Source organism: Nonomuraea sp. NPDC049309 (assembly GCF_043196965.1).
Classification (GTDB): Bacteria; Actinomycetota; Actinomycetes; order Streptosporangiales; family Streptosporangiaceae; genus Nonomuraea; species Nonomuraea fastidiosa.
Map to the genome: position 1 here is coordinate 2,444,364 of NZ_JBICSH010000001.1, position 18,992 is coordinate 2,463,355.

General features: G+C 73.2%; 16 protein-coding genes. 7 read left to right on the forward strand and 9 right to left on the reverse strand.

Annotation, left to right across the window (positions count from 1 at the left end; all coding sequences use genetic code 11):
* Positions 1–110 precede the first annotated feature (110 nt).
* The 5 genes from ACGFIM_RS10855 (at position 111) to ACGFIM_RS10875 (ending at position 4,472) form a co-directional block, all read left to right on the forward strand.
* Positions 111–2,729, forward strand: coding sequence for a nitrate- and nitrite sensing domain-containing protein (locus ACGFIM_RS10855; protein ID WP_393197977.1), 2,619 nt, complete (start codon positions 111–113; stop codon positions 2,727–2,729).
* Complete coding sequence (locus ACGFIM_RS10860; RefSeq protein ID WP_393197980.1) at positions 2,722–3,147, forward strand: roadblock/LC7 domain-containing protein; 426 nt, start codon at positions 2,722–2,724, stop codon at positions 3,145–3,147. The genes ACGFIM_RS10855 and ACGFIM_RS10860 overlap by 8 nt, the downstream gene beginning before the upstream one ends.
* A complete protein-coding gene (locus tag ACGFIM_RS10865) occupies positions 3,144–3,494 on the forward strand; it encodes a DUF742 domain-containing protein (protein ID WP_393197983.1) in 351 nt (116 codons plus the stop codon). Before ACGFIM_RS10860 ends, ACGFIM_RS10865 begins: the two co-directional genes overlap by 4 nt.
* Positions 3,475–4,056 carry an ATP/GTP-binding protein gene (locus ACGFIM_RS10870; RefSeq protein ID WP_393197986.1) on the forward strand — a complete coding sequence of 194 codons (582 nt, stop codon included), beginning with the start codon at positions 3,475–3,477 and terminating at the stop codon, positions 4,054–4,056. The genes ACGFIM_RS10865 and ACGFIM_RS10870 overlap by 20 nt, the downstream gene beginning before the upstream one ends.
* Positions 4,057–4,154: 98 nt before the next feature.
* Positions 4,155–4,472 carry a hypothetical protein gene (locus tag ACGFIM_RS10875; RefSeq protein ID WP_393197989.1) on the forward strand — a complete coding sequence of 106 codons (318 nt, stop codon included), beginning with the start codon at positions 4,155–4,157 and terminating at the stop codon, positions 4,470–4,472.
* Positions 4,473–4,511: 39 nt separating this feature from the next.
* Here the strand turns inward: ACGFIM_RS10875 and ACGFIM_RS10880 are convergent, their stop codons facing one another.
* The 4 genes from ACGFIM_RS10880 to ACGFIM_RS10895 all read right to left on the reverse strand — a co-directional run bounded on the left by ACGFIM_RS10880 (position 4,512) and on the right by ACGFIM_RS10895 (position 8,395).
* Positions 4,512–5,009, reverse strand: coding sequence for a proteasome activator (locus ACGFIM_RS10880; protein ID WP_393197991.1), 498 nt, complete (start codon positions 5,007–5,009; stop codon positions 4,512–4,514).
* 95 nt (positions 5,010–5,104) lie between these two features.
* On the reverse strand, positions 5,105–6,703 hold the full coding sequence (locus ACGFIM_RS10885; protein ID WP_393197994.1) for an ABC-F family ATP-binding cassette domain-containing protein: 1,599 nt from the start codon (positions 6,701–6,703) through the stop codon (positions 5,105–5,107).
* Positions 6,704–6,839: 136 nt separating this feature from the next.
* On the reverse strand, positions 6,840–7,676 hold the full coding sequence (locus ACGFIM_RS10890; RefSeq protein WP_393197997.1) for a hypothetical protein: 837 nt from the start codon (positions 7,674–7,676) through the stop codon (positions 6,840–6,842).
* 527 nt (positions 7,677–8,203) lie between these two features.
* Positions 8,204–8,395: a hypothetical protein gene (locus tag ACGFIM_RS10895; protein ID WP_393198000.1), complete on the reverse strand. Its 192-nt coding sequence runs from the start codon at positions 8,393–8,395 to the stop codon at positions 8,204–8,206.
* 138 nt (positions 8,396–8,533) lie between these two features.
* On the opposite strand from ACGFIM_RS10895, the gene ACGFIM_RS10900 reads away from it, so the two are divergent.
* Positions 8,534–9,652: an acyltransferase family protein gene (locus ACGFIM_RS10900; protein ID WP_393198003.1), complete on the forward strand. Its 1,119-nt coding sequence runs from the start codon at positions 8,534–8,536 to the stop codon at positions 9,650–9,652.
* A 22-nt stretch (positions 9,653–9,674) separates the two neighbouring features.
* On the opposite strand, the gene ACGFIM_RS10905 is transcribed toward ACGFIM_RS10900, so the two are convergent.
* The 4 genes from ACGFIM_RS10905 to ACGFIM_RS10920 all read right to left on the reverse strand — a co-directional run bounded on the left by ACGFIM_RS10905 (position 9,675) and on the right by ACGFIM_RS10920 (position 16,071).
* Positions 9,675–12,323 (reverse strand): family 78 glycoside hydrolase catalytic domain, encoded by a 2,649-nt coding sequence (locus ACGFIM_RS10905; RefSeq protein WP_393198006.1) that lies wholly within the window; start codon positions 12,321–12,323, stop codon positions 9,675–9,677.
* 263 nt (positions 12,324–12,586) lie between these two features.
* Positions 12,587–13,243 (reverse strand): TetR/AcrR family transcriptional regulator, encoded by a 657-nt coding sequence (locus ACGFIM_RS10910; RefSeq protein ID WP_393198009.1) that lies wholly within the window; start codon positions 13,241–13,243, stop codon positions 12,587–12,589.
* A gap of 58 nt (positions 13,244–13,301) precedes the next feature.
* On the reverse strand, positions 13,302–15,128 hold the full coding sequence (locus tag ACGFIM_RS10915) for a TIM barrel protein (protein WP_393198012.1): 1,827 nt from the start codon (positions 15,126–15,128) through the stop codon (positions 13,302–13,304).
* 103 nt (positions 15,129–15,231) lie between these two features.
* The gene (locus tag ACGFIM_RS10920; RefSeq protein ID WP_393198015.1) at positions 15,232–16,071 is read right to left on the reverse strand and encodes a shikimate dehydrogenase; all 840 of its coding nucleotides are present in this window, start codon (positions 16,069–16,071) and stop codon (positions 15,232–15,234) included.
* 207 nt (positions 16,072–16,278) lie between these two features.
* Here ACGFIM_RS10920 and ACGFIM_RS10925 point away from each other — a divergent pair, with 207 nt between their 5' ends.
* Positions 16,279–17,637: an MFS transporter gene (locus tag ACGFIM_RS10925; protein WP_393198019.1), complete on the forward strand. Its 1,359-nt coding sequence runs from the start codon at positions 16,279–16,281 to the stop codon at positions 17,635–17,637.
* 161 nt (positions 17,638–17,798) lie between these two features.
* Here the strand turns inward: ACGFIM_RS10925 and pcaC are convergent, their stop codons facing one another.
* Positions 17,799–18,887 carry a 4-carboxymuconolactone decarboxylase gene (pcaC, locus tag ACGFIM_RS10930; protein ID WP_393198022.1) on the reverse strand — a complete coding sequence of 363 codons (1,089 nt, stop codon included), beginning with the start codon at positions 18,885–18,887 and terminating at the stop codon, positions 17,799–17,801.
* Positions 18,888–18,992 lie beyond the last annotated feature (105 nt).

Consider the following 18,992-nt stretch of genomic DNA (forward strand, 5'->3'; position numbering starts at 1 on the left):
CATAGTGGACGGACCACAGGCGCAATCAGGTCGTGGCGGGCAACCTCGGGGGGCGGTGTCGAGTCCACGGCCACCCGGCAGCGCACAGGCACGCGCGGAATGGATGAAGGATGAGTTCGCCCCCGCCGATCCGTACCAAGCTGCTCAGAATTCTCCTGCTCCCGCTGGTCTCGATGGTCGCGTTATGGGGGTTCATCGCCTACTCCAGCGTGGACGAGATCGCCGAAGTCTCGCAGACACAGGACCGGTGGGAGGCCATCGGCTCTCCCCTGCTCCAGCTGATCGTCGAGCTGCAGCGCGAGCGCAAGCTCTCCGCCGAGGCGCCCGGCAGCACGGCGGCCTACAAGCCGCTCGCCGACCAGCGGCACAAGACCGATGCCCAGGTCGCCGAGATCCGCGAGATCATCGACGACATTCTCGAAGGCGAGACCGATGAGGCGCCGGCCCAGGTCGAGGCGATGGTGCAGGCCCTCGACGGGCTCCAGTCGCTGCGGGCCTCCGCCGACGGCGGCGTGCTGGCCCCGCCGCTGACCATCATCGAGGCGTACAACAACCTGATCGCGGTGGTGAACCGGCAGTTCACCGACCGGGACGCGCTGAGCGACGTCTCCTCCTACCGCGCCGTACGCGGCATGGCCGCCTTCAGCGCCAGCGCCGAATACCTGTGGCGCGAGCACGCGGTGCTGACCAGCACGGTCGTGCACCGCAGGATGACCCCCACCGACCGGGCCGCGTTCGTGGCCGCCATGACCAGCCGCCGGCTCGTCTTCGCCAACGCCGAGCGCGACGCCGGCCCCGAGCTGCGGGCCGCCTACGACAAGCTGGTGGCGAGCGAGGCCTACCAGCGCGTGGTCGCGGTCGAGGACGAGCTGTTCACCTTCGACACGGGCGGCGTGCCGCCGGTGAACGGCAACGAGTGGCGCGCGGACGCCGAGACCGTGCTGGCCCAGATGAACCAGGCCACGCAGGCCGAGCTGGCCAGGGCCGCCGCCGAGGCCGAGAGCCAGAAGATCGGCGCGTACTGGCGGATCGGGCTGGTCCTGCTGGCCGGCCTCGCGGCGGTGCTGGTGTCGCTGGCGCTGTCGTACCGGTTCAGCCGCTCGCTGGTCGGCGAGCTGCACCGGCTGCAGGGCTCGGCCACCGAGCTGGCCGAGCAGCGGCTGCCCCGCCTCGTCGAACGGCTGCGCCGCGGCGAGGACGTGGACCCGGCCACCGAGGCGCCCCCGCTGGAGCCGGCCGAGACCGCCGAGGTGGACCGCGTGGTCGGCGCCTTCGCCGCGGTGCGCCGCACCGCCGTCGAGGCCGCCGTCGGCCAGGCCGCGCTGCGCAAGGGCGTCAGCCAGGTCTTCCTCAACCTGGCCCGGCGCAACCAGGCGCTGCTGCACCGCCAGCTCTCGCTGCTCGACACGATGGAGCGCAGGGTGGAGGAGCCGGACGTCCTCGAGGACCTGTTCAAGCTCGACCACCTGACCACCCGCATGCGGCGGCACGCCGAGAACCTCATCATCCTGTCCGACTCCGCGCCCGCGCGCCGCTGGCGCGACCCGGTGCCGCTGTTCGACGTCGTACGCGCCGCCGTGCTGGAGGTCGAGGACTACACGCGGGTCACGGTCGCGCCCATGCCGGACGCGCCGCTGCTCGTCGGCCCGGCCGTCACCGACGTCATCCACCTGGTCGCCGAGCTGGTCGAGAACGCGACCGTCTACTCGCCGCCCAACACCACCGTGACCGTGCGCGGCCTCACCGCGGCCAACGGGATGGCGCTGGAGATCGAGGACCGCGGGCTCGGCCTGAACGACGCCACGCTCGCCGAGCTGAACGCCCGCCTGTCGGACGTGCCGGAGTTCGACCTGGACGACACCGACCGGCTCGGCCTGTTCGTGGTCGCCAGGCTCGCCGCCCGGCACGGCATCAAGGTCAACCTGCGGCGCTCCCCGTACGACGGGACCACCGCCATCGTGCTGCTGCCCGCTTCGCTGCTCGCCGAGGCGGAGCGCCCGGCGCTCACCGCCGGCTCGTCCAGCGCGCCGAGCTCGTCCTGGGGCCAGGACACGAGCACCGCCCCCGAGCGCGGCACCTGGTTCGACGCCCCGCACCGGGACAGCGCGCCCGGCCCCGCCTGGCTCTCCGGCACCCTGTCGACCAGTGGGCCGACCAGTGGGCCGACCAGTGTGCCGACCACTGGGCCGACCACTGGGCACGCCTCTGGACCGGCCTCTGTGCAGGCCTCCGTGCCGGCCGCCAGGCCCGCGCCCGAACCGGAGCCGGCACCCGGCTCCCCCACGACGAGACCCGCGACGGCACCCGCCACGGGACACACCATGGGAGACACCACAGCAAACGGCAACGGGCGCTCGGGGCCCCCGCTCACGGGACCCGACACCGGTGACGTGGAACTGCCGATGCGGCGGCCGGACGGCGGCCCCAGACCCACGCCCGTACCCGGATCGGCCGGGAACGGCGCGGCGAAGGAGGCGTGGAGCGTCACGGTGCCGCCCCAGGACGCCGACGACGATCTCGACGGGCTGCCCATGCGGATCCCGCAGGCCAGCCTCGCTCCCCAGCTACGTGACTCCGCACGCGTGCACCGGCGCGTCGTCGCGGAGCGCACCCCTGAGGAGCTCGCACAGCTCATGTCGTCCATGCAGCGCGGCTGGCAGCAGGGCCGCCGCCAGACGGGGCACGAGCACGACATGTGGAACCGAAAGGACGACCGATCCGATGCCTGACTCCAGAAGCGAACTGAGCTGGCTGCTCGACGACCTCATCCAGCGCGTCCCCGGCATCCGGCACGCCATCGTGCTGTCGGCCGACGGGCTGAACATGGGCAGCTCCCGGGGCCTGACCAGAGAGGACGCCGAGCACCTCTCCGCCATCTCGGCCGGCAGCCACAGCCTCGCCACAGGAGCGGGACGGCACTTCGGCATGGGCGGCGTCCGGCAGACCATCATCGAGCTGGAGGAGGGCTTCCTGTTCGTCACGGCCGCCGGCCAGGGCGCCCGGCTCGCCGTGCTCGCCTCGGCCGACGCCGAGCTGGGCATGGTGACGTACGAGATGGCGCTGATGGTCAAGAGGGTCGGCGAGCACCTCTCCGCGCAGCCGAGAGGAGCGGCACCGGCTCCGGCCTGGAACGGTTCGAGGCAGTGAGCGGGGACGATCCGGGGCCGCTGATCCGGCTGTTCGGGCTGACCAGGGGCCGGGCGCGGCCCCAGGGCGAGGCGTTCGACCTCATGGCCATCGTCACGACGGCCGGCGACGCCCCCGAGCCCCCGGACCTGATGCCGGAGCACCGCTCCGTGCTGGCGCTGTGCCGCAGGCCCACCCCCGTGGCCGACGTCGCCTCGCACCTCCGGCTGCCCATCAACGTCACCAGGGTCATCCTGGACGATCTGCGCCGCGACGGCCTCATCACCATCGACCGCCCGCGCCCCGTCGCGCAGACGATCGACGAACGCATCTACAGGGAAGTGCTCCATGGGCTACGCAGTCTCTGAGCAGGGGACGGCGCCGGCCGTCCCGGCCTTGGCCATCAAGATCCTCATCGCGGGCGGCTTCGGCGTCGGCAAGACGACCATGGTGGGCACGATCAGCGAGATCCGGCCGCTGCACACCGAGGAGCTGCTGAGCGACCGCGGCATCGGCGTGGACGACACCTCGGGCGTGGAGTCCAAGGTCACGACCACGGTGGCGCTGGACTTCGGCCGGATCACGATCAGGGACGGTCTGTGGCTGTACCTGTTCGGCACGCCGGGCCAGGACCGGTTCTGGTTCATGTGGGACGAGCTGGCGCTCGGGGCGCTGGGCGCGGTCGTGCTCGCCGACACGCGCAGGCTGCAGGACTGCTTCCCCGCCGTCGACTACTTCGAGCAGCGGCAGATCCCGTTCGTGGTGGGGGTCAACTGCTTCGACGGCGCCCGCCGGTACGAGCCGTCCAAGGTGCGGCGGGCGCTGGGGCTGGCCGAGCACGTCCCGATCGTGATGTGCGACGTGCGGCAGCGCGAGTCGGTCAAGGAGGTGCTGACGACGCTCGTCACGTACGCGGTGAAGGGCCCCTGACGCTCATGAGGTGAGCGCGGCGTCGCGCAGGGCCCTGGCCAGGTGGGCGGCGGGCTCGGGCAGCGGGCCCGGCAGCCGGGCCGGCAGGCAGCGCCGCCGTGATCGGCGCCTCCACCGAGGTCGCCAACTTCGGCACCACGCGGCTGCTGCGCGCCTTCGCGCCGCTGCTGCGCGACGGCGGGCGGCTGTTCGTGGTCGCCAGCCGGCCGGGCACGCTGCACCACCTGGCACCGGTACTGCACGACCACTTCGACGGGCTGCCGTCCCTGGACGAGGTGGACGCGCGCGGCCGAGGCCGCCGTCCCCCTGCTCGACCTGGCCACGGGCCCGGTGGACCCGGCTCACTACGGGCGGCTCGTCCACCACGGCCGGGCCGTACCTGGTCCCCGGCCGGTGGCGAGCTCTCCGTGAGGTGAGGTCCCCCACGCGCGGAGGCGCTGGTCGGTGGCGGTCCGTCACAGATAGGGACCCGCGCCGGGGCCGCCCGGCGGGCGCGGCGGTCCCGGGCGTCCCGGCAGCTCGGGGTGGGTGGCCCTGTGGAGCGACAGCCCCACCTGGATGCCCTGGAACACGCCTTCGAGCCAGCCCACGAGCTGGCTCTGCGCGATCCGGATCTCCCCCTGGGTGAGGGTGCCGGACGTGGCGGGCAGCAGCCGTTCCAGCTCCTCGCGCAGCTCGGGCGCCACCGCCTCGCCGATCTCCGCGACGACGCGCTCGTGGATGTGCCCGAGCTGCTCGCGGGCGTGCTCGTCGAGCGGCAGCCCGCGCGCCTCGTCGAGCAGCGATCGGGCCATCGTGCTGACGCGCAGCAGCCGCGCCGGCTCCTTGACGCGCCCGATCTCCGCCTCCATCGCGGCGTCCTCTGTGGTGTCCCCTGTGGTGTCCTCCGGTTCCGCCGCTCCGGGCGGGAACGGAGGGGCGCCCGGCCGGTGGCGATCGGGTGTAGAGGTCATGTCGCCGTCCTGTCGTCGCAGGTGGCCCCCCTGGTGCGAGGGGCGCGCTCCTCGGGTGCCCCTGCCCCCAGGCACGCGCCCCTCACACCGGGTCCTCAGGCCAGGGTGACGAGCTCGGCGTACTCCTCGTTCCACATGTCCTCGACGCCGTCGGGCAGCAGCAGCACCCGGTCGGGGGCGAGCGCCTCGACGGCCTCCTCGTCGTGGGTGACCATCACGATGGCCCCCTCGTACGCCGACACCGCGGCCAGCACCTCGGCCTTGGACGCCGGGTCGAGGTTGTTGGTGGGCTCGTCGAGCAGCAGCACGTTCGCCTGCGAGCTGACCAGGCCGGCCAGCGCGAGCCTGGTCTTCTCGCCGCCCGACAGCACCCCGACCGGCTTGTCCACGTCGTCCCCGCCGAACAGGAACGACCCGAGCACCGTCCGCGCCTCGCCGTCGCTGAGGTGCGGCGCGGCCTCGGCGAGGTGGCGGCCCACGGTGTGGGCGGGGTCGAGGGTGTCGTGCTCCTGGGCGAAGTAGCCGAGGCGCAGCCCGTGGCCGGGCACCACCCGCCCGGAGTCGGGCCGCTCGTGCCCGGCGAGGATCTTGAGCAGGGTGGTCTTGCCCGCGCCGTTCAGCCCCAGCACCACGAGCCTGCTGCCGCGGTCGATGGCCAGGTCGATGCCGGTCAGCACGGGCATGCCGTCGTACGACTTGGTCAGGCTGATCGCGCCGAGCGGGGTGCGGCCGCAGGGCGCGGGCTCGGGCAGCCGGAACCGCGCGACCTTGGCGGCGCGCCGCACCGGACGGGTCTCGGCGAGCATGCGCTCGGCGCGGCGGGCCATGTCGCGGGCCCGCACGGCGGTGGACGAGCGGGAGCGCATGCGGTCGGCCTGGGCGCGCAGCGCGGCGGCCTTGCGTTCGGCGGCGGCGCGCAGCCTGGCCCTGCGCCGGTCGTCGGCCTCCCGCTCGGCGAGGTACGCCTCCCAGCCCATGTTGCGGATCTCCAGCGTGCCGTCCTCCAGGTGCCAGACCCGGTTGACCACGTCGGCGAGCAGGTCCGTGTCGTGGCTGATGACGACGAGCCCGCCCGGGTAGCCGAGCAGGAACGTGCGCAGCCAGGCGATGGAGTCGCGGTCGAGGTGGTTCGTCGGCTCGTCGAGCAGCAGCACGCCGGGCTCGGCGAACAGCACCCTGGCCAGCTCGGCACGGCGCCGCTGGCCACCGGAGAGCGTGCCGAGCGGCCGGTCGAGCACCCGGTCGGGCAGCCCGAGCCCGGCGGCGACGCGGGCGGCCTCCGCCTCGGCCGGGTAGCCGCCGCGCGCCTGGAACTCGGCCTCGGCCCTGGCGTAGCGGGCCATCGCGCGCTCGGTTGCCTGCGGGTTCGAAGCGGTCTCTGCGAGCGCCTTCTCGGCGGCGCGCAGCTCGCGTACGGCCTGATCGAGACTGCGAGCCGACAGGATGCGGCCGATGACCGTGCTCGCGGGGTCGGCCGCGGCCGGGTCCTGCGGCAGGTAGCCGACCGGGCCGGTACGGACGATCTCGCCGGATGCGGGCTGGAGCCGCCCGGCGAGGGTCTTCATGAGCGTGGTCTTGCCCGCGCCGTTGCGGCCGACCAGGCCGACGCGGTCGCCGGGGGCGACGTGACCGGTGACACCGGACATGAGGAGGGAGGCGCCGGCACGCACGGCGACGCCACGGAAGGTAAGCATGAGATGACGCTCCGGAGAAGCTCAAGGACACAAGGGTGGTGTGGAGGCTGTGTCCTTGGCTAAGAAGTCCGGGGCGTCGACATGCCGATGAGTGTACGGGCGGGCCGCGCGGGCCCGCCACCGATTTTCCCGCCGGTCAGTTCCAGATGCCCGGCACCTGGTCGGGCGTGTCGTCCTTGACCTCGCTGCGGTCGATCACGTCGCCCTCGAGCGGGAGCAGCACGGTCGCCTCGCGGCCCCAGTCGCGGTAGCGGGTGTCGGACTCGACCTGGACGGTGCTCTTGCCGATCGGCACCGTCGCCTTGGCGACGACCCGCCGCAGCAGGCCCTTGTCACCGAAGTAGATCGTGTACGAGATCTTCCCGTCGCGCTTGGCGGTGAAGCCGGTGCCGTAGAAGGCGGCGAACGGCTTCGAGGACTTGACGAGCTTGCTGGCCTTCACGCTGCCCTTGAGTATGCCGTCCTTCCACGAGGTGCGGCTCGCGACGAGCGTCTTGAGCGTGGCCGGGTCGAGCGGCTCGACGACGAGGTTGCTCGGCGGCTGGGCGACCTTGCGGTAGCGCACCCAGCTCGTGCCCGGAGGCAGCGCCTGGTCCACCACAGGGCCGGAGACGTAGCTCACGCCACCGGAGGAGAGCATGCGGATCGGCCCCTCCTGGAGGGCCTCGGTCTCGGCCGGGCTGGTCTTCTTCATGATGCGCAGCAGGGCCGGGCTGTACTGCAGGGTGTGGGCCACGTCGGAGGCGACGGGCCCGCGCGGGCCGAAGCCGATGGTGCCGTCGAGGGCGGAGGTGGCCACCTGTCCGGCCTTATAGGTCACCTTGGCGGTGGCCTCCAGGTTGACCGCCTTGCCCTGCCCTAACTGGGACTGCAGCGCCTTGACCGGATCCGTGGTGGAGGCGGCGTGCGCGGGAGCGGCGAACAGCTGTGCCAGGCCCGCGACGGCGACCGCACCGATGAGCGTTCGCTTCATTCGCTTTCCTTGTTGAGGGTGCTGTCGTAGGTGCTGAAAGACGCGAACAATCTGGTGCATCTAAGATCGCCAGTCAAGCCGAATCCGCAGATGAGGCATCGTTTGCCCGGCGATCCACCGCCGTCGTCACGGCCGGGGATCGCCGGGCTCCGCTGCGTGTCGGTCACGGCGGCGGCGCGGCACTCGGAGGCGCGGGCTCAGAAGTAGCGCGGCGTGAGGTCCGGCAAGCCGGCCAAGCCCGGCCCTCGCATGACCACAGACCAAGCCGAACCCCGGCATCGGGGACGCTGGTCGGCCGAGCCGGGGCGGGGCGCGCTCAGCGATCAGACGAGCTGACCGGCTCCTCGGTCACAGCCCCGTCCCACGCAAAGGCCGAAAGGCCCTTCGCTCACAGGCCCGCCCCACGCCCAAGCCGGGAAGTCCTTCGCTAACAGGCCCGTCCCACGCCCAAGCCGGGAAGTCCTCCGGCCACAGCCCATACCGAGCCCAGGACCGGAAAACCCTCCGGCCGGACCCCGTCCCCGTGCTCAGGCCGGGAAGTCCTTCGGGTTGATGTGGGTTGTGCGGGCGGTGCCGCCCTTGACCGGGTTGAGGGTGATGGTCCAGATGGTGCGCGTCCGGGAGGCACCCGCTACAGCGTCTCCAAGGGGCGCTTCACCCGCGCGGCCAGCCACCAGCGCTTCAACAACCGTCTCCGCTTCACCACGACGGATCGACATCTCCTTCGTGACGCAATGTCACGGTGACGATAGAAGATCGCACGCGATACCGGTACCTGGTATCCGGCAGGGCTTCGTTCCCGATTCTCCCGCCCTCGGGAGAGCCGGCGGCGCGGTCCATGGCCTAGACTGCGGCAGATGTTCCTGGCCCCCGCGCGGCTGGCCTGGCTGGATGCCCTGCGAGGGCCGGCAGCGCTGGCCGTCACCCTGCACCACGCCGGCTGGACGTTCGTCCCCGAGATCTGGGCGGAGGTGGACCGGCGCATCGACGTGGGCACCTGGGGCGTGTTCGTCTTCTTCCTGGTCAGCGGCTACATCATCCCCGCCTCGCTGGAGCGCAAGGGCGATCTGCGGGCGTTCTGGACCGGCCGGGCGTTCCGGCTGCTGCCGCTGCTGCTGGTGGCCTGCGCGCTGCTGCTCGGGCTGGCGCTGGCCGGGGTGCTGCCGGTGCCGAAGGGCCTGGGCGACCGGCCGGCGGCGCTGGTCGTGCTGGGCAACGTGACCATGCTCCAGGAGCTGCTGAACCTGCCCGCCGTCATCAACGTCACCTGGACGCTGTCGTACGAGATGGCCTTCTACCTGATGTGCGTGGCGCTGTTCGCGGTCGGCCGGTCGCACCGTTCGGCGGGGATCGCGGTGGCGCTGGCGGTGCCCGCCGTGCCGCTCGGGCTGCTGCTGCCCAAGTCGGTCATCGGCGGGCGGGCCGACCTGCTCGCCGCGTCGCTCGGCCTCGCGGTGGTTGCGGCCATCGCGGTGACCGTGCTGGGCAGGGGCGCGTTCAGGACGGCGGGCGCGGTGGCGGGCGGGCTGCTGGGCCTCGCGCTGGTGGTGCTGGGCAGCCGGGGCGGCACCTGGCAGGGCGTGATCATCCTGGCCACGATGTTCGCGGGCACGGCGGTGTACCGGGCCGAGCAGGGCACGATCTCGTGGCGGGCCGCGATCGCGGCGGTGCTGGTGGTGCTGGGCTGCGGCCTGCCGGCCAAGGACGACCCGGCATGGCCGCCGGCGATCGTGCTGGCGTTCTGTACGTTCTGGCTGGCGTACCTGCTGCGCGAGCGCACGTTCCCCGCGTGGCTGCCGGGACTCGGCGTGATCAGCTTCTCCGTCTACCTGCTGCATCCGATTCTGCTGCACGTGCTGCCGAACCTGCCGCTCTACCTCCTCGTCCTGATCCCGCTCAGCGTGCTCACCTACCACGTCGTCGAGGCGCCCGCCCAGCGGCTCGGCAGGCGGCTGGCGGCGCGCGGGCCCGGCTGAGCGCGCCGGGCCCGCGCCTGGCTCACTCCTGGAGCTCGCCGGTGAAGGTGTGGGTGCCCGCGCCCACCTCGGGCGGCCCGCCCTTGAACGGCAGGTCCAGCTCGGCGGTCGTGCCGGGCGGCACGGTGACGGTGACGGTCAGCTCGCCGCCCGCCCTGGTCCAGGCGACGCGGGCGGGCCCGTACGGGGTGTCGAGCGCCGCCTCCGCCCAGGTCAGCCCGCCTCCGGGACGCGGCGCGACCCGCAGCCGCCGGTAGCCGGGCGCGGCGGGGGCGAGCCCGGCGACCGTGCGGTGCAGGAAGTCGGCCACCGCGCCCAGCGCGTAGTGGTTGAACGAGGTCATCTCGCCCGGGTTGACGCTGCCGTCGGGCAGCATGCTGTCCCAGCGCTCCCAGATCGTGGTGGCGCCCATGGTGACGGGGTACAGCCACGACGGGCATGCGCGCTGCATCAGCAGCTCGTACGCGGTGCCGTACTCCCCTGCCGCGGCGAGCGCGTCGCAGATCAGCGGCGTGCCCACGAACCCCGTGCCGATGCGGTGGCCGTCGGCGGCGACCAGCTCGGCCAGCCGCCGCCCCGCCCGCTCCCGCTGCCGCGGCGTCTCCAGCAGGTCGAAGCAGATCGCGAGCGCGTACGCGGTCTGCGTGTCGCAGGCCAGCCGCCCCGACGGGGTGACGAACTCGCGCGCGAACGCCGCCCGCACCTCGGCGGCCAGCGCCGCGTAGCGGGCCGCGTCGTCGTCGTGGCCGAGCAGCGCGGCCGTCTCGGCGACGATCCGCGCGGTTCTGGCGTGGTAGGCGGTGGCGACCAGGGCGGGGTCGGTACGCGCCTTGCCCGGCTTGTCGGGCGGCGCCGCCGGGTCGAGCCAGTCGCCCCACTGGAACCCGGTGTCCCACAGGTGGCTCTCGCCCGCGCGTTCGGCGATGTGGTCCACCCACGCCTTCATGCCGGCGTACTGGGTGCGCAGCAGCCCCACGTCGCCGTAGCGCTGGTAGAGCACCCAGGGCACGACGACGGCCGCGTCGCCCCACGCCGCGGCCGGCTCGGCGGGCATCAGCGGCACCCACGGCACGTAGTGCGGCACGGTGCCGAGCTTGGCCTGCTCGGCGGCGAGGTCGGCGAGCCAGGAGGACAGCGGGCCCGCGCAGTCGTAGAGGAAGGACGCGGTGGGCGCGAAGACCTGGAGGTCGCCCGTCCAGCCGAGGCGTTCGTCGCGCTGGGGGCAGTCGGTGGGCACGTCCACGAAGTTGCCGCGCAGGCTCCAGACGGCGTTGTCGTGGAAGCGGTTGAGGTCGGGATCGGAGCAGCGGAACGAGCCGGTGGGGCGCAGGTCGGTGTGGCACACGACCGCTTCGATCCCCGTCTTCGCGCCGTCCCCGTCACCGAACCCGTCTTCGGCCACCTGCGCATCGCCGCCTGCGGCCGCCGCCTCGAGGCCGTCGGGTAGCGGGCCCGGCCAGCCGTCGATCTGGGCGTAGCGGAAGCCGTGCATGGTGAAGCGGGGCTCCCACTGCTCCGGGGCGTCGTCGCCGCGCAGCGTGTAGGTGTCGGTGGCGGCGGCGTGCCGCAGCGGGCGCAGGCTGAGCGCGCCGTTCTCCAAGACCTCGGCGTGGCGCAGGGTGATCGTGTGCCCGGCCGGGCCCTGGACGCGGATGCGCAACCGCCCGGAGATGTTCTGCCCGAAGTCGAGTATGGTCTCCCCCGACGGCCCGGTGAGCACCTGCCGCGGGCGCAGCGTCTCGACCCTGCGCACCGGCGGGCCGGTGGGTGCGACGAGCCTGGCGGGGTCGTGGTCGAGCACCTCGGCGGGCGTCCATGCGGAGGCGTCGAAGCCGGGCTCCGACCAGCCCTGGGGCAGCAGGCGGGCGTCGTAGCGCTCGCCGTCGTACAGGCCGGTGGCGGTGATCGGGCCGGTGGCGCAGCGCCAGTGCTCGTCGGTGACGACCAGGTCGGTGCCGCCGTCGGCGTAGGTGATCTCCAGCTGGGCGATAAGCGCCGTACGGTCGCCCCAGACCTCGGTCTTGCCGCCGCCGAAGCCGATCCTGCCGCGGTACCAGCCGTCGGCCAGGGTCGCGCCGATCGTGTTGGGGCCCTCGCGCAGCAGTCCGGTGACGTCGTGGGTGCGGTAGCGCAGCCGCCGGTCGTAGCTGCTCCAGCCGGGGGCGAGCACGTCGTCGCCGACGACCCGGCCGTTCAGCTCGGCCTCGTACAGGCCGTGTGCGGTGATGTACAGGCGGGCGCCGGCGACGGGGCCGCGCAGGGTGAAGTCGCGGCGCAGCAGCAGGGCGGGGCCGTCGGGCGGGCCGAGCAGGTCGCGGGGCGGCGCGGCGGCTCCGGCGCGCCAGTCGGCGGGCTCCAGCAGGCCGGTCTCGACCGCCGCCCAGGGGCTCCAGCCGCTCGCGGAGCCGTCGCCGCCGTGGACGCGGACGCGGACCTCGCGCCGCTCGCGCGACCGCAGCGGCTCGGCGGGCCAGGGCACGAGCACCGACTCCGCCGACTCGACGCGCCAGGTCCCGCTCTCGCCGGTCGCGGTGCGGATGTCGATCTCGTACGCCGCCTGCGTCCAGCCGGGCACGTCGGTGGCGACGGTCCAGGACAGGCGGGGGCGGCTCTCGCCGATGCCGAGGGGGTCGCGGTGGTGCTCGAAGGCGGGTGGTGTGACGTGTAGCAAGGCGCTCCTTCAGGTCGGCCCTTGATGGCCCCGGCGGTCGATGCCGGCCACGGTCGTGCGAAGAGGCGGATGGGGGTACGAAGATCGGCAGGAAGTCTTGAAACGTTTTAACAGCGTCGCCGCGAGCCAACGTAAAACGCCGCGCGAGCGTGCGTCAAGATGCTGCGCAACGCCTGCGGCGCGGGCCATGCGCGACCGTGCCGAGGCCGCCGCCGAGGAGCCGGATCACCGGCAGGTGGACGGCGTCCTGGCAGGCGGCGCGCTCAGGGCCGCCTGCCGGCGCCGCAGAGGTAGCCGACCACCATCTCGCCGACCATGCGGCGCAGCCGGTCGCGGTGCTCCGGCGCGGTCATGTCGCGCCCGAACAGCGCGCCGAACGTGTGCTGGTTGGACACCCGGAAGAAGCAGAACGCGCTGATCATCATGTGGACGTCGATGGCGTCGGCCTCGGTGACGAAGTCGCCGCTGGCCCGCCCGGCCTCCAGGATGCGGGTGATGAGGTCGAGCACCGGCGCGCCCAGGTTGGCCAGCACCTCCGACTTGCGGATGTGCTCGGCCTGGTGGATGTTCTCGATCGCGACGAGCTTGATGAAGTCGCGGTGGGCGTCGTGGTGGTCGAACGTCAGCTCGGCCAGCGTCCGGATGGCCTCGACGGGCTCCAGGTGCTCGACGTCGACCGTGCGCTCGACCGCACGCACCTCGGAGTACGCCTTCTCCAGGACGGCGATGTACAGCCGCTCCTTGCTGCCGAAGTAGTAGTAGATCATGCGCTTGGTGGTGCGCATGCGGGCCGCGATCTCATCGACCCTGGCCCCGGCGTAGCCGTAACGGGCGAACTCGCGCTGAGCGACGTCGAGGATCTCCGCCCGCGTGCGGTCGGCGTCCCGCCGGCGCTCGGCGGTGGCGGGAGACGAGGTCATTCGCTCATCATAGGCGGCCCCGCAGGGCCGCCCGCGTGACGGTCGCCCCGCACGCCCGTCATGGGGCCGCGTGCTGGGCGGCGAGGCGGATGGGGGCGTTGACCGCGCCGTAGCCGGCGTACCCGTCCACCCGCTGGACGAGCTCGAAGAACACCCGGCCCACGGTGACCGTGTACAGGTGCAGGAACGCGCCGCGCTCGTCGCGGTCGTACAGCACGCCCAGCTCCCGCAGCTCGGGCGGCACGTCGTGGCGGGCCTCCAGGTCGTCGTAGTAGTTGGCGGGGATCGGCAGCAGCAGCTCCGGATGCTCGGCGCGCAGCCTGCGGGCGACGGCGAGCACATCCGTACAGGCGAGCGCCACGTGCTGGGGCGGCGGCTGGCCGGCGCCGACCTGGGCCAGGTTGAGCACCATGCGCACGCCAGGCCCCTCCCCCGTGCCCTGCGGGGTGGACGGGGTGGACGGGGTGGACATCGCCCGGCTGCGCACCAGCCCGTACGGGTCGGGCACCTCCAGGCTCTCCTGCGGCTGCAGGCCGAGCACGCCCCGGTAGAACAGCATGGCCTCGTCGAAGTAGTGCGGCGGCTGGGCGAGCGCCACGTGGTCGATGTGGGTGATCCCGCCGCCTCCGTGCCCCGGGGAGCCGCCTGCCGAGGGGGAACCGCCGCCTCGGGGCGAGCCGTCCTCCGAGGAGGAGCCGTCCTCCGGCGGGAAGTCGGCGAGCCAGCCGTCGTCGCAGAAGAAGATCTCCGTGCCGTCGGGCGCGGCGACCGCGTGCAGCATCGCGTCCTCCGGCGCGCGCTCGCGCGGCAGGACGGGCGACAGCAGCGACTCGGCGTGCTCGACGGCGCGGCCGGGGTCCGAGCTGTCCAGGCCGATCGCGAGCAGCCCCGGCCCCTGGCCCGCGCCGGCCTCGTTGACCAGGAGGCGGGCCGCGCCCTGCGACCACAGCTCGACGGGCTTGCCGCGGTGCCGCCCCGTACGGGTGAAGCCGAGCGCGGGCAGCACGCCGCCCAGCGAGCCGGTGCCGGACAGCTCGGCGAAGGCGAACCCCGCCGGCACCGACGGATGCACCGCCCCGTGGAGCTGCCTTTCGAGCGCGATGAGCGAGCGCATGCCGTCGCGGGCGGTCCGCGCGGTGCCGGCCTGGCGGAAGTGGTCGTTGAACACCTCGAGGGACAGCGGGCCCGTGTATCCGGCGTTGAGCGCGTGCCTGACCAGCCCGGCGACGTCGAAGCCGCCCTGGCCGGGGAAGCAGCGGTGGTGGCGGCTCCACTGGAGGACGTCCATGGCGAGCAGCGGCGCGTCGGCGAGCTGGAGGAAGAAGATCTTCTCCCCGGGGATGGCCTCGATGCCGAGCGGGTCGGAGCCGCGCGAGAGGATGTGGAAGCTGTCCAGGCAGGTGCCGAGGTTTGGGTGGTCGGCCTGGCGCACGATGTGCCAGGCGTGCATGTACTCGTTGACGTGCCTGCCCCAGGCCAGCGCCTCGTACGCGATGCGGATGCCGTGCTCGGCGGCCCGCTCGGCGAGCAGCCGCAGGTGCTCGGCGGCCAGCCCGTCGTCGGCGATGGTCTCCTGCGAGACGTTCGAGCAGACCAGCAGCAGGTCCGCGCCGAGCCGCTCCATCAGGCGGAACTTGTGCTCCGCCCGCTCCAGGTTGGCGCGCAGCCGGGCTCTCGGCACGCACTCGAAGTCGCGGAACGGCTGGTAGAGCTCGATGGTGAGCCCGAGGTCGGCGGCCCTGGCCCGGATCTCCTCGGGCGGGAGCGGGCAGGCGAGCAGGTCGTTCTCGAAGATCTCCACGCCGTCGAAGCCGGCCGCGGCCACGGCCGCCAGCTTCTCCGTCAGCGTGCCGCTCACCGACACGGTGGCGATGGATGTGCGCATGGCTCCTCCTCGGGCCGCGACCGGCCGGTCTGGTCAGGGCCGGCCGGATGCGGCCCGGTCAGGTCGGGCCCGGCCGGATGGGGCCCGGTCAAGTCGGGCACGGTCAGGTCAGCTCGGCGAGGTGGGCGAGCATCCGCTCGGCGTCGGGCGTGCGGCCGGTGAACAGGCGGAACGCGTGCGCCGCCTGGAAGACGACCATGCCGCCGCCGTCGAGGGTCCGGCAGCCGAGCGCCCGCGCCTGCTTGAGCAGCTCGGTCTCCAGCGGCCGGTAGACGATGTCGGCCACCCACAGGCCGGGGCGCAGCAGTTCGGCGGGCAGCGGCATCCCCGGGTGGTGCGCCATGCCGGTGGGCGTGGCGTGCAGCAGGCCGTCGGCGGCCGCCAGCAGCGCGGGCAGGTCTTCGGTGCGGCCCTGGCGCGCGCGGCCCGCGCCGTGGCGCCCGGCGAGCCGGTCGGCGAGCGCCGCCGCCCTGCCGGGGTCGGCGTCCACCACGGTCAGCAGGTCCGCGCCGAGCGCGAGCATCGCGTGCCCGACGGCCGCGCCCGCGCCGCCCGCCCCGAGCTGGACGACGTGGCGGGTCGGCGCGCCGGGCAGGCCGCGGGTGAACGACTCGGCGAAGCCCGTCCAGTCGGTGTTGTGGCCGATGGCGCGCGCGCCGTCGAAGACGACCGTGTTGACCGCGCCCAGCATGGCGGCGTCGGGCGACAGCTCGTCCAGGTGCGGGATGACGGCCTGCTTGCAGGGGTGGGTGATGTTGAGCCCGTCGTAGCCGAAGCGGCGGGCCGTGCGCAGCAGCTCGCCGGCGTCGTCGCCGAGCCGGTCGGTGTCGAGCAGCCGGTAGACGTAGCGCAGGCCGTGGTGCTCGGCTTCGCGCTCGTGCAGCGGAGGGCTCAGCGAGGGACCGATGCCCGAGCCGATCAGCCCGATCAGGTACGAGGTCATGCGGTTCTCCTCGGCAGCCCAATAACGTACGAACTAGTGAGTTCGTTATAACCCACGAGCCGCCCCCGTGGGAAGGCGTCCTTGACACGTGACGCGCATCACGTCAGCATTGCACCCACGTTAATTAACTATCTAGTTCGTAAAACACGGGTAACCGGCGCCGGGGGCCGCCGCCACCACGCTCACCGAGAAGCCCGAGGAGCCCACGTGACCGACAACTCGCCAGGCAACTCCCCAGGCAGCCCCCTGAGCAGGGGAACGCCGCGCAAGGCCGCCATCGCCGCCTGGATCGGCAGCGCGCTGGAGTACTACGACTTCTTCATCTACGGCAGCGCCGCCGCGCTGATCTTCAGCAAGGTCTTTTTCAACGACCCGGGCTCGACGACCGCCACGCTCCAGTCGCTGGCTAGCTTCGGCGTCGCCTACGCGGCCCGGCCGGTGGGCGCGTTCTTTCTCGGCCACATCGGCGACAGGTTCGGCCGCAAGAAGATCATGGTGTTCACGCTCGTCCTGATGGGCCTGTCGACGTTCCTCATCGGCTGCCTGCCCACGCGCGAGCAGATCGGCGGGGCCGCGCCCGCGCTGCTGGTGCTGCTGCGCATCATGCAGGGACTGTCGGCGGCGGGCGAGCAGGCGAGCGCCAACTCCATGACGCTCGAGCACTCCCCCGCCGGCAGGCGCGGCTACTTCACCAGCTTCACGCTGAACGGCACCCAGTTCGGGCAGATCCTGGCCACGTTCGTCTTCATCCCGGTGGCCGCGCTGCCCGAGGAGCAGCTGCTGAGCTGGGGCTGGCGGGTGCCGTTCTGGCTGAGCGTGGCCGTGGCCGTCACCGGTTACGTCATCAGGCGCCGGCTTGAGGAGACCCCGGCGTTCGAGGAGGAGGTCGCCGCCGGCACCGTGCCGCGCCTGCCGCTCGCCGAGCTCTTCCGCGAGCACTGGGCGAGCGTGCTGCGCGTGGTCTGCGCCGCGCTCATCGCCACCGTCAGCACGATCTTCACGGTCTGGGCGCTCAACTACGCCACCAGCGACGAGATCGGCCTCGACAACGCCACCATGCTCTGGGTCGGCGTGGCCGCCAACGCCGTCGCGCTCGTCGCGATCCCGCTGTGGGCGCGGCTGTCGGACCGGATCGGGCGCAAGCCGGTGTTCCTCATCGGCGCGATCGGCAGCCCGATCATGATCTTCGCGTACCTGGCGGCCATCAACTCCGGCAGCTATCCCCTGGTGTTCCTCGTCGGCATCCTCACGCTCGGCGTCGTCTACAGCGCGTCCAACGGCATCTGGCCCGCCCTGTACGGGGAGATGTTCAGCACCCGCGTACGGCTGTCCGGCATGGCGATCGGCACCCAGATCGGCTTCGCGATCGCCGGGTTCGCCGTGGCGTCCGCGGCCGGGATCGTCTCCCCCGCCGGCTGGCTCGGGCTGCAGGGGTGGACCGGCGTCGGGATCTTCACCGCGATCCTGTGCGCGATCAGCGCCGTCGCGGTGGCCACGGCGCGGGAGACGTACCGGGTGCCGACGGAAGAGCTCGGCAGGCCGCCGGCGCCGGCTTCCGTCGGCTGATCCTGCCCGTCGCCGGCTCCGGGCCCGCCCCGGCCCGGAGCCGGCGGCCCAGCGGCCCAGCGGCCCAGCCTGGCGCGGCCCCGCTCCCGGCTCGGCGGGGCAGGCCGGACAGGCGGTCAGGCCGGACGGGTCAGGCCGGGCGGGTGGTCAGGCCGGGCGGGTCAGGCCGTTTCCTCGTTCAGGACGCGCTGGGCCACCGCGAAGGCGGCGTTGGCGGCCGGGACGCCGCAGTAGACGGCGCTCTGCAGCAGCACCTCGCCGATCTCGTCGGGGGTGAGGCCATTGCGCAGCGCGGCGCGTACGTGCATGGCCAGCTCGTCCAGGTGGCCGCGCGCGACGAGCGCGGTGAGCGTGATGCAGCTGCGCGTACGCCGGTCGAGGCCGGGGCGGGTCCAGATCTCGCCCCACGCGTAGCGGGTGATGAAGTCCTGGAAGTCCCTGGTGAAGTCCGTGGTGCGGGCGATGGCGCGGTCGACGTGGGCGTCGCCCAGCACCTCGCGGCGCACCCGCATGCCGGGGGCCTGGGGAAGGTGGTCGAGCAGCGCACGGGTGAGGCGTTCCGGCTGGTCGACCGGGGCGAGGTGGGCGGCGCCCGGCAGCTCGACGAGCGTGGCGCCGGGAATGCCGTCGGCCAGCTCCCTGGCGTGCGCGGGCGGCGTCGCCGGGTCCTCACGCCCGGCCACCACCAGGGTCGGGACGCTGATCGCGGCCAGCTCGGCGCGCAGGTCGTAGGCGGCCAGGGCGTCGCAGCAGGCGGCGTACGCCCCGGGGTCGGCGGCGGCGAGGTCGTCGAGCAGCGCCTGCTCGGGCGGGCCCGCGAACCAGCGGCCCGCCGCGCCCTCCACCAGCGGTGCGGTGCCCTCGGCCCGCACCAGCGCGGCACGCTCGTGCCAGCCCGCCGGGTCGCCGAAATGCGCGCTCGAGCACACCAGCGCGAGCGACGTGAGCCTGCCCGGGTGGCGTACGGCCAGCGTGGCGCCGATCGCGCCGCCGATCGAGACGCCCGCGTAGTGGAAGCTCTCCATGCCCGCCGCGTCCGCCGCCTCCAGCACCAGCCCGGCCAGGTCCTCGATGGTGTTCGCGGGGATCGGCTTGGAGCCGCCGTGGCCCGGCAGGTCGTACCTGAGCACCCGGAACCTGCGGGCCAGCGTCCGCACCTGCCGCTCCCACAGGCGGGTGGTGGTGCCGAGCGAGGGGGCGAGGACGAGCGGCTCTCCCCGCTCGGGGCCGTCCAGACGGTAGTGCAACATCAATGGCGTGCCTTGTCTCGGTGTTTCGCTTCCGTGGTGACGTACGGAGACCGCGCCTGTTCGCGCCTTGGGTGATCGGCGCGGTGGTTCCGTGGATGGGCTCGG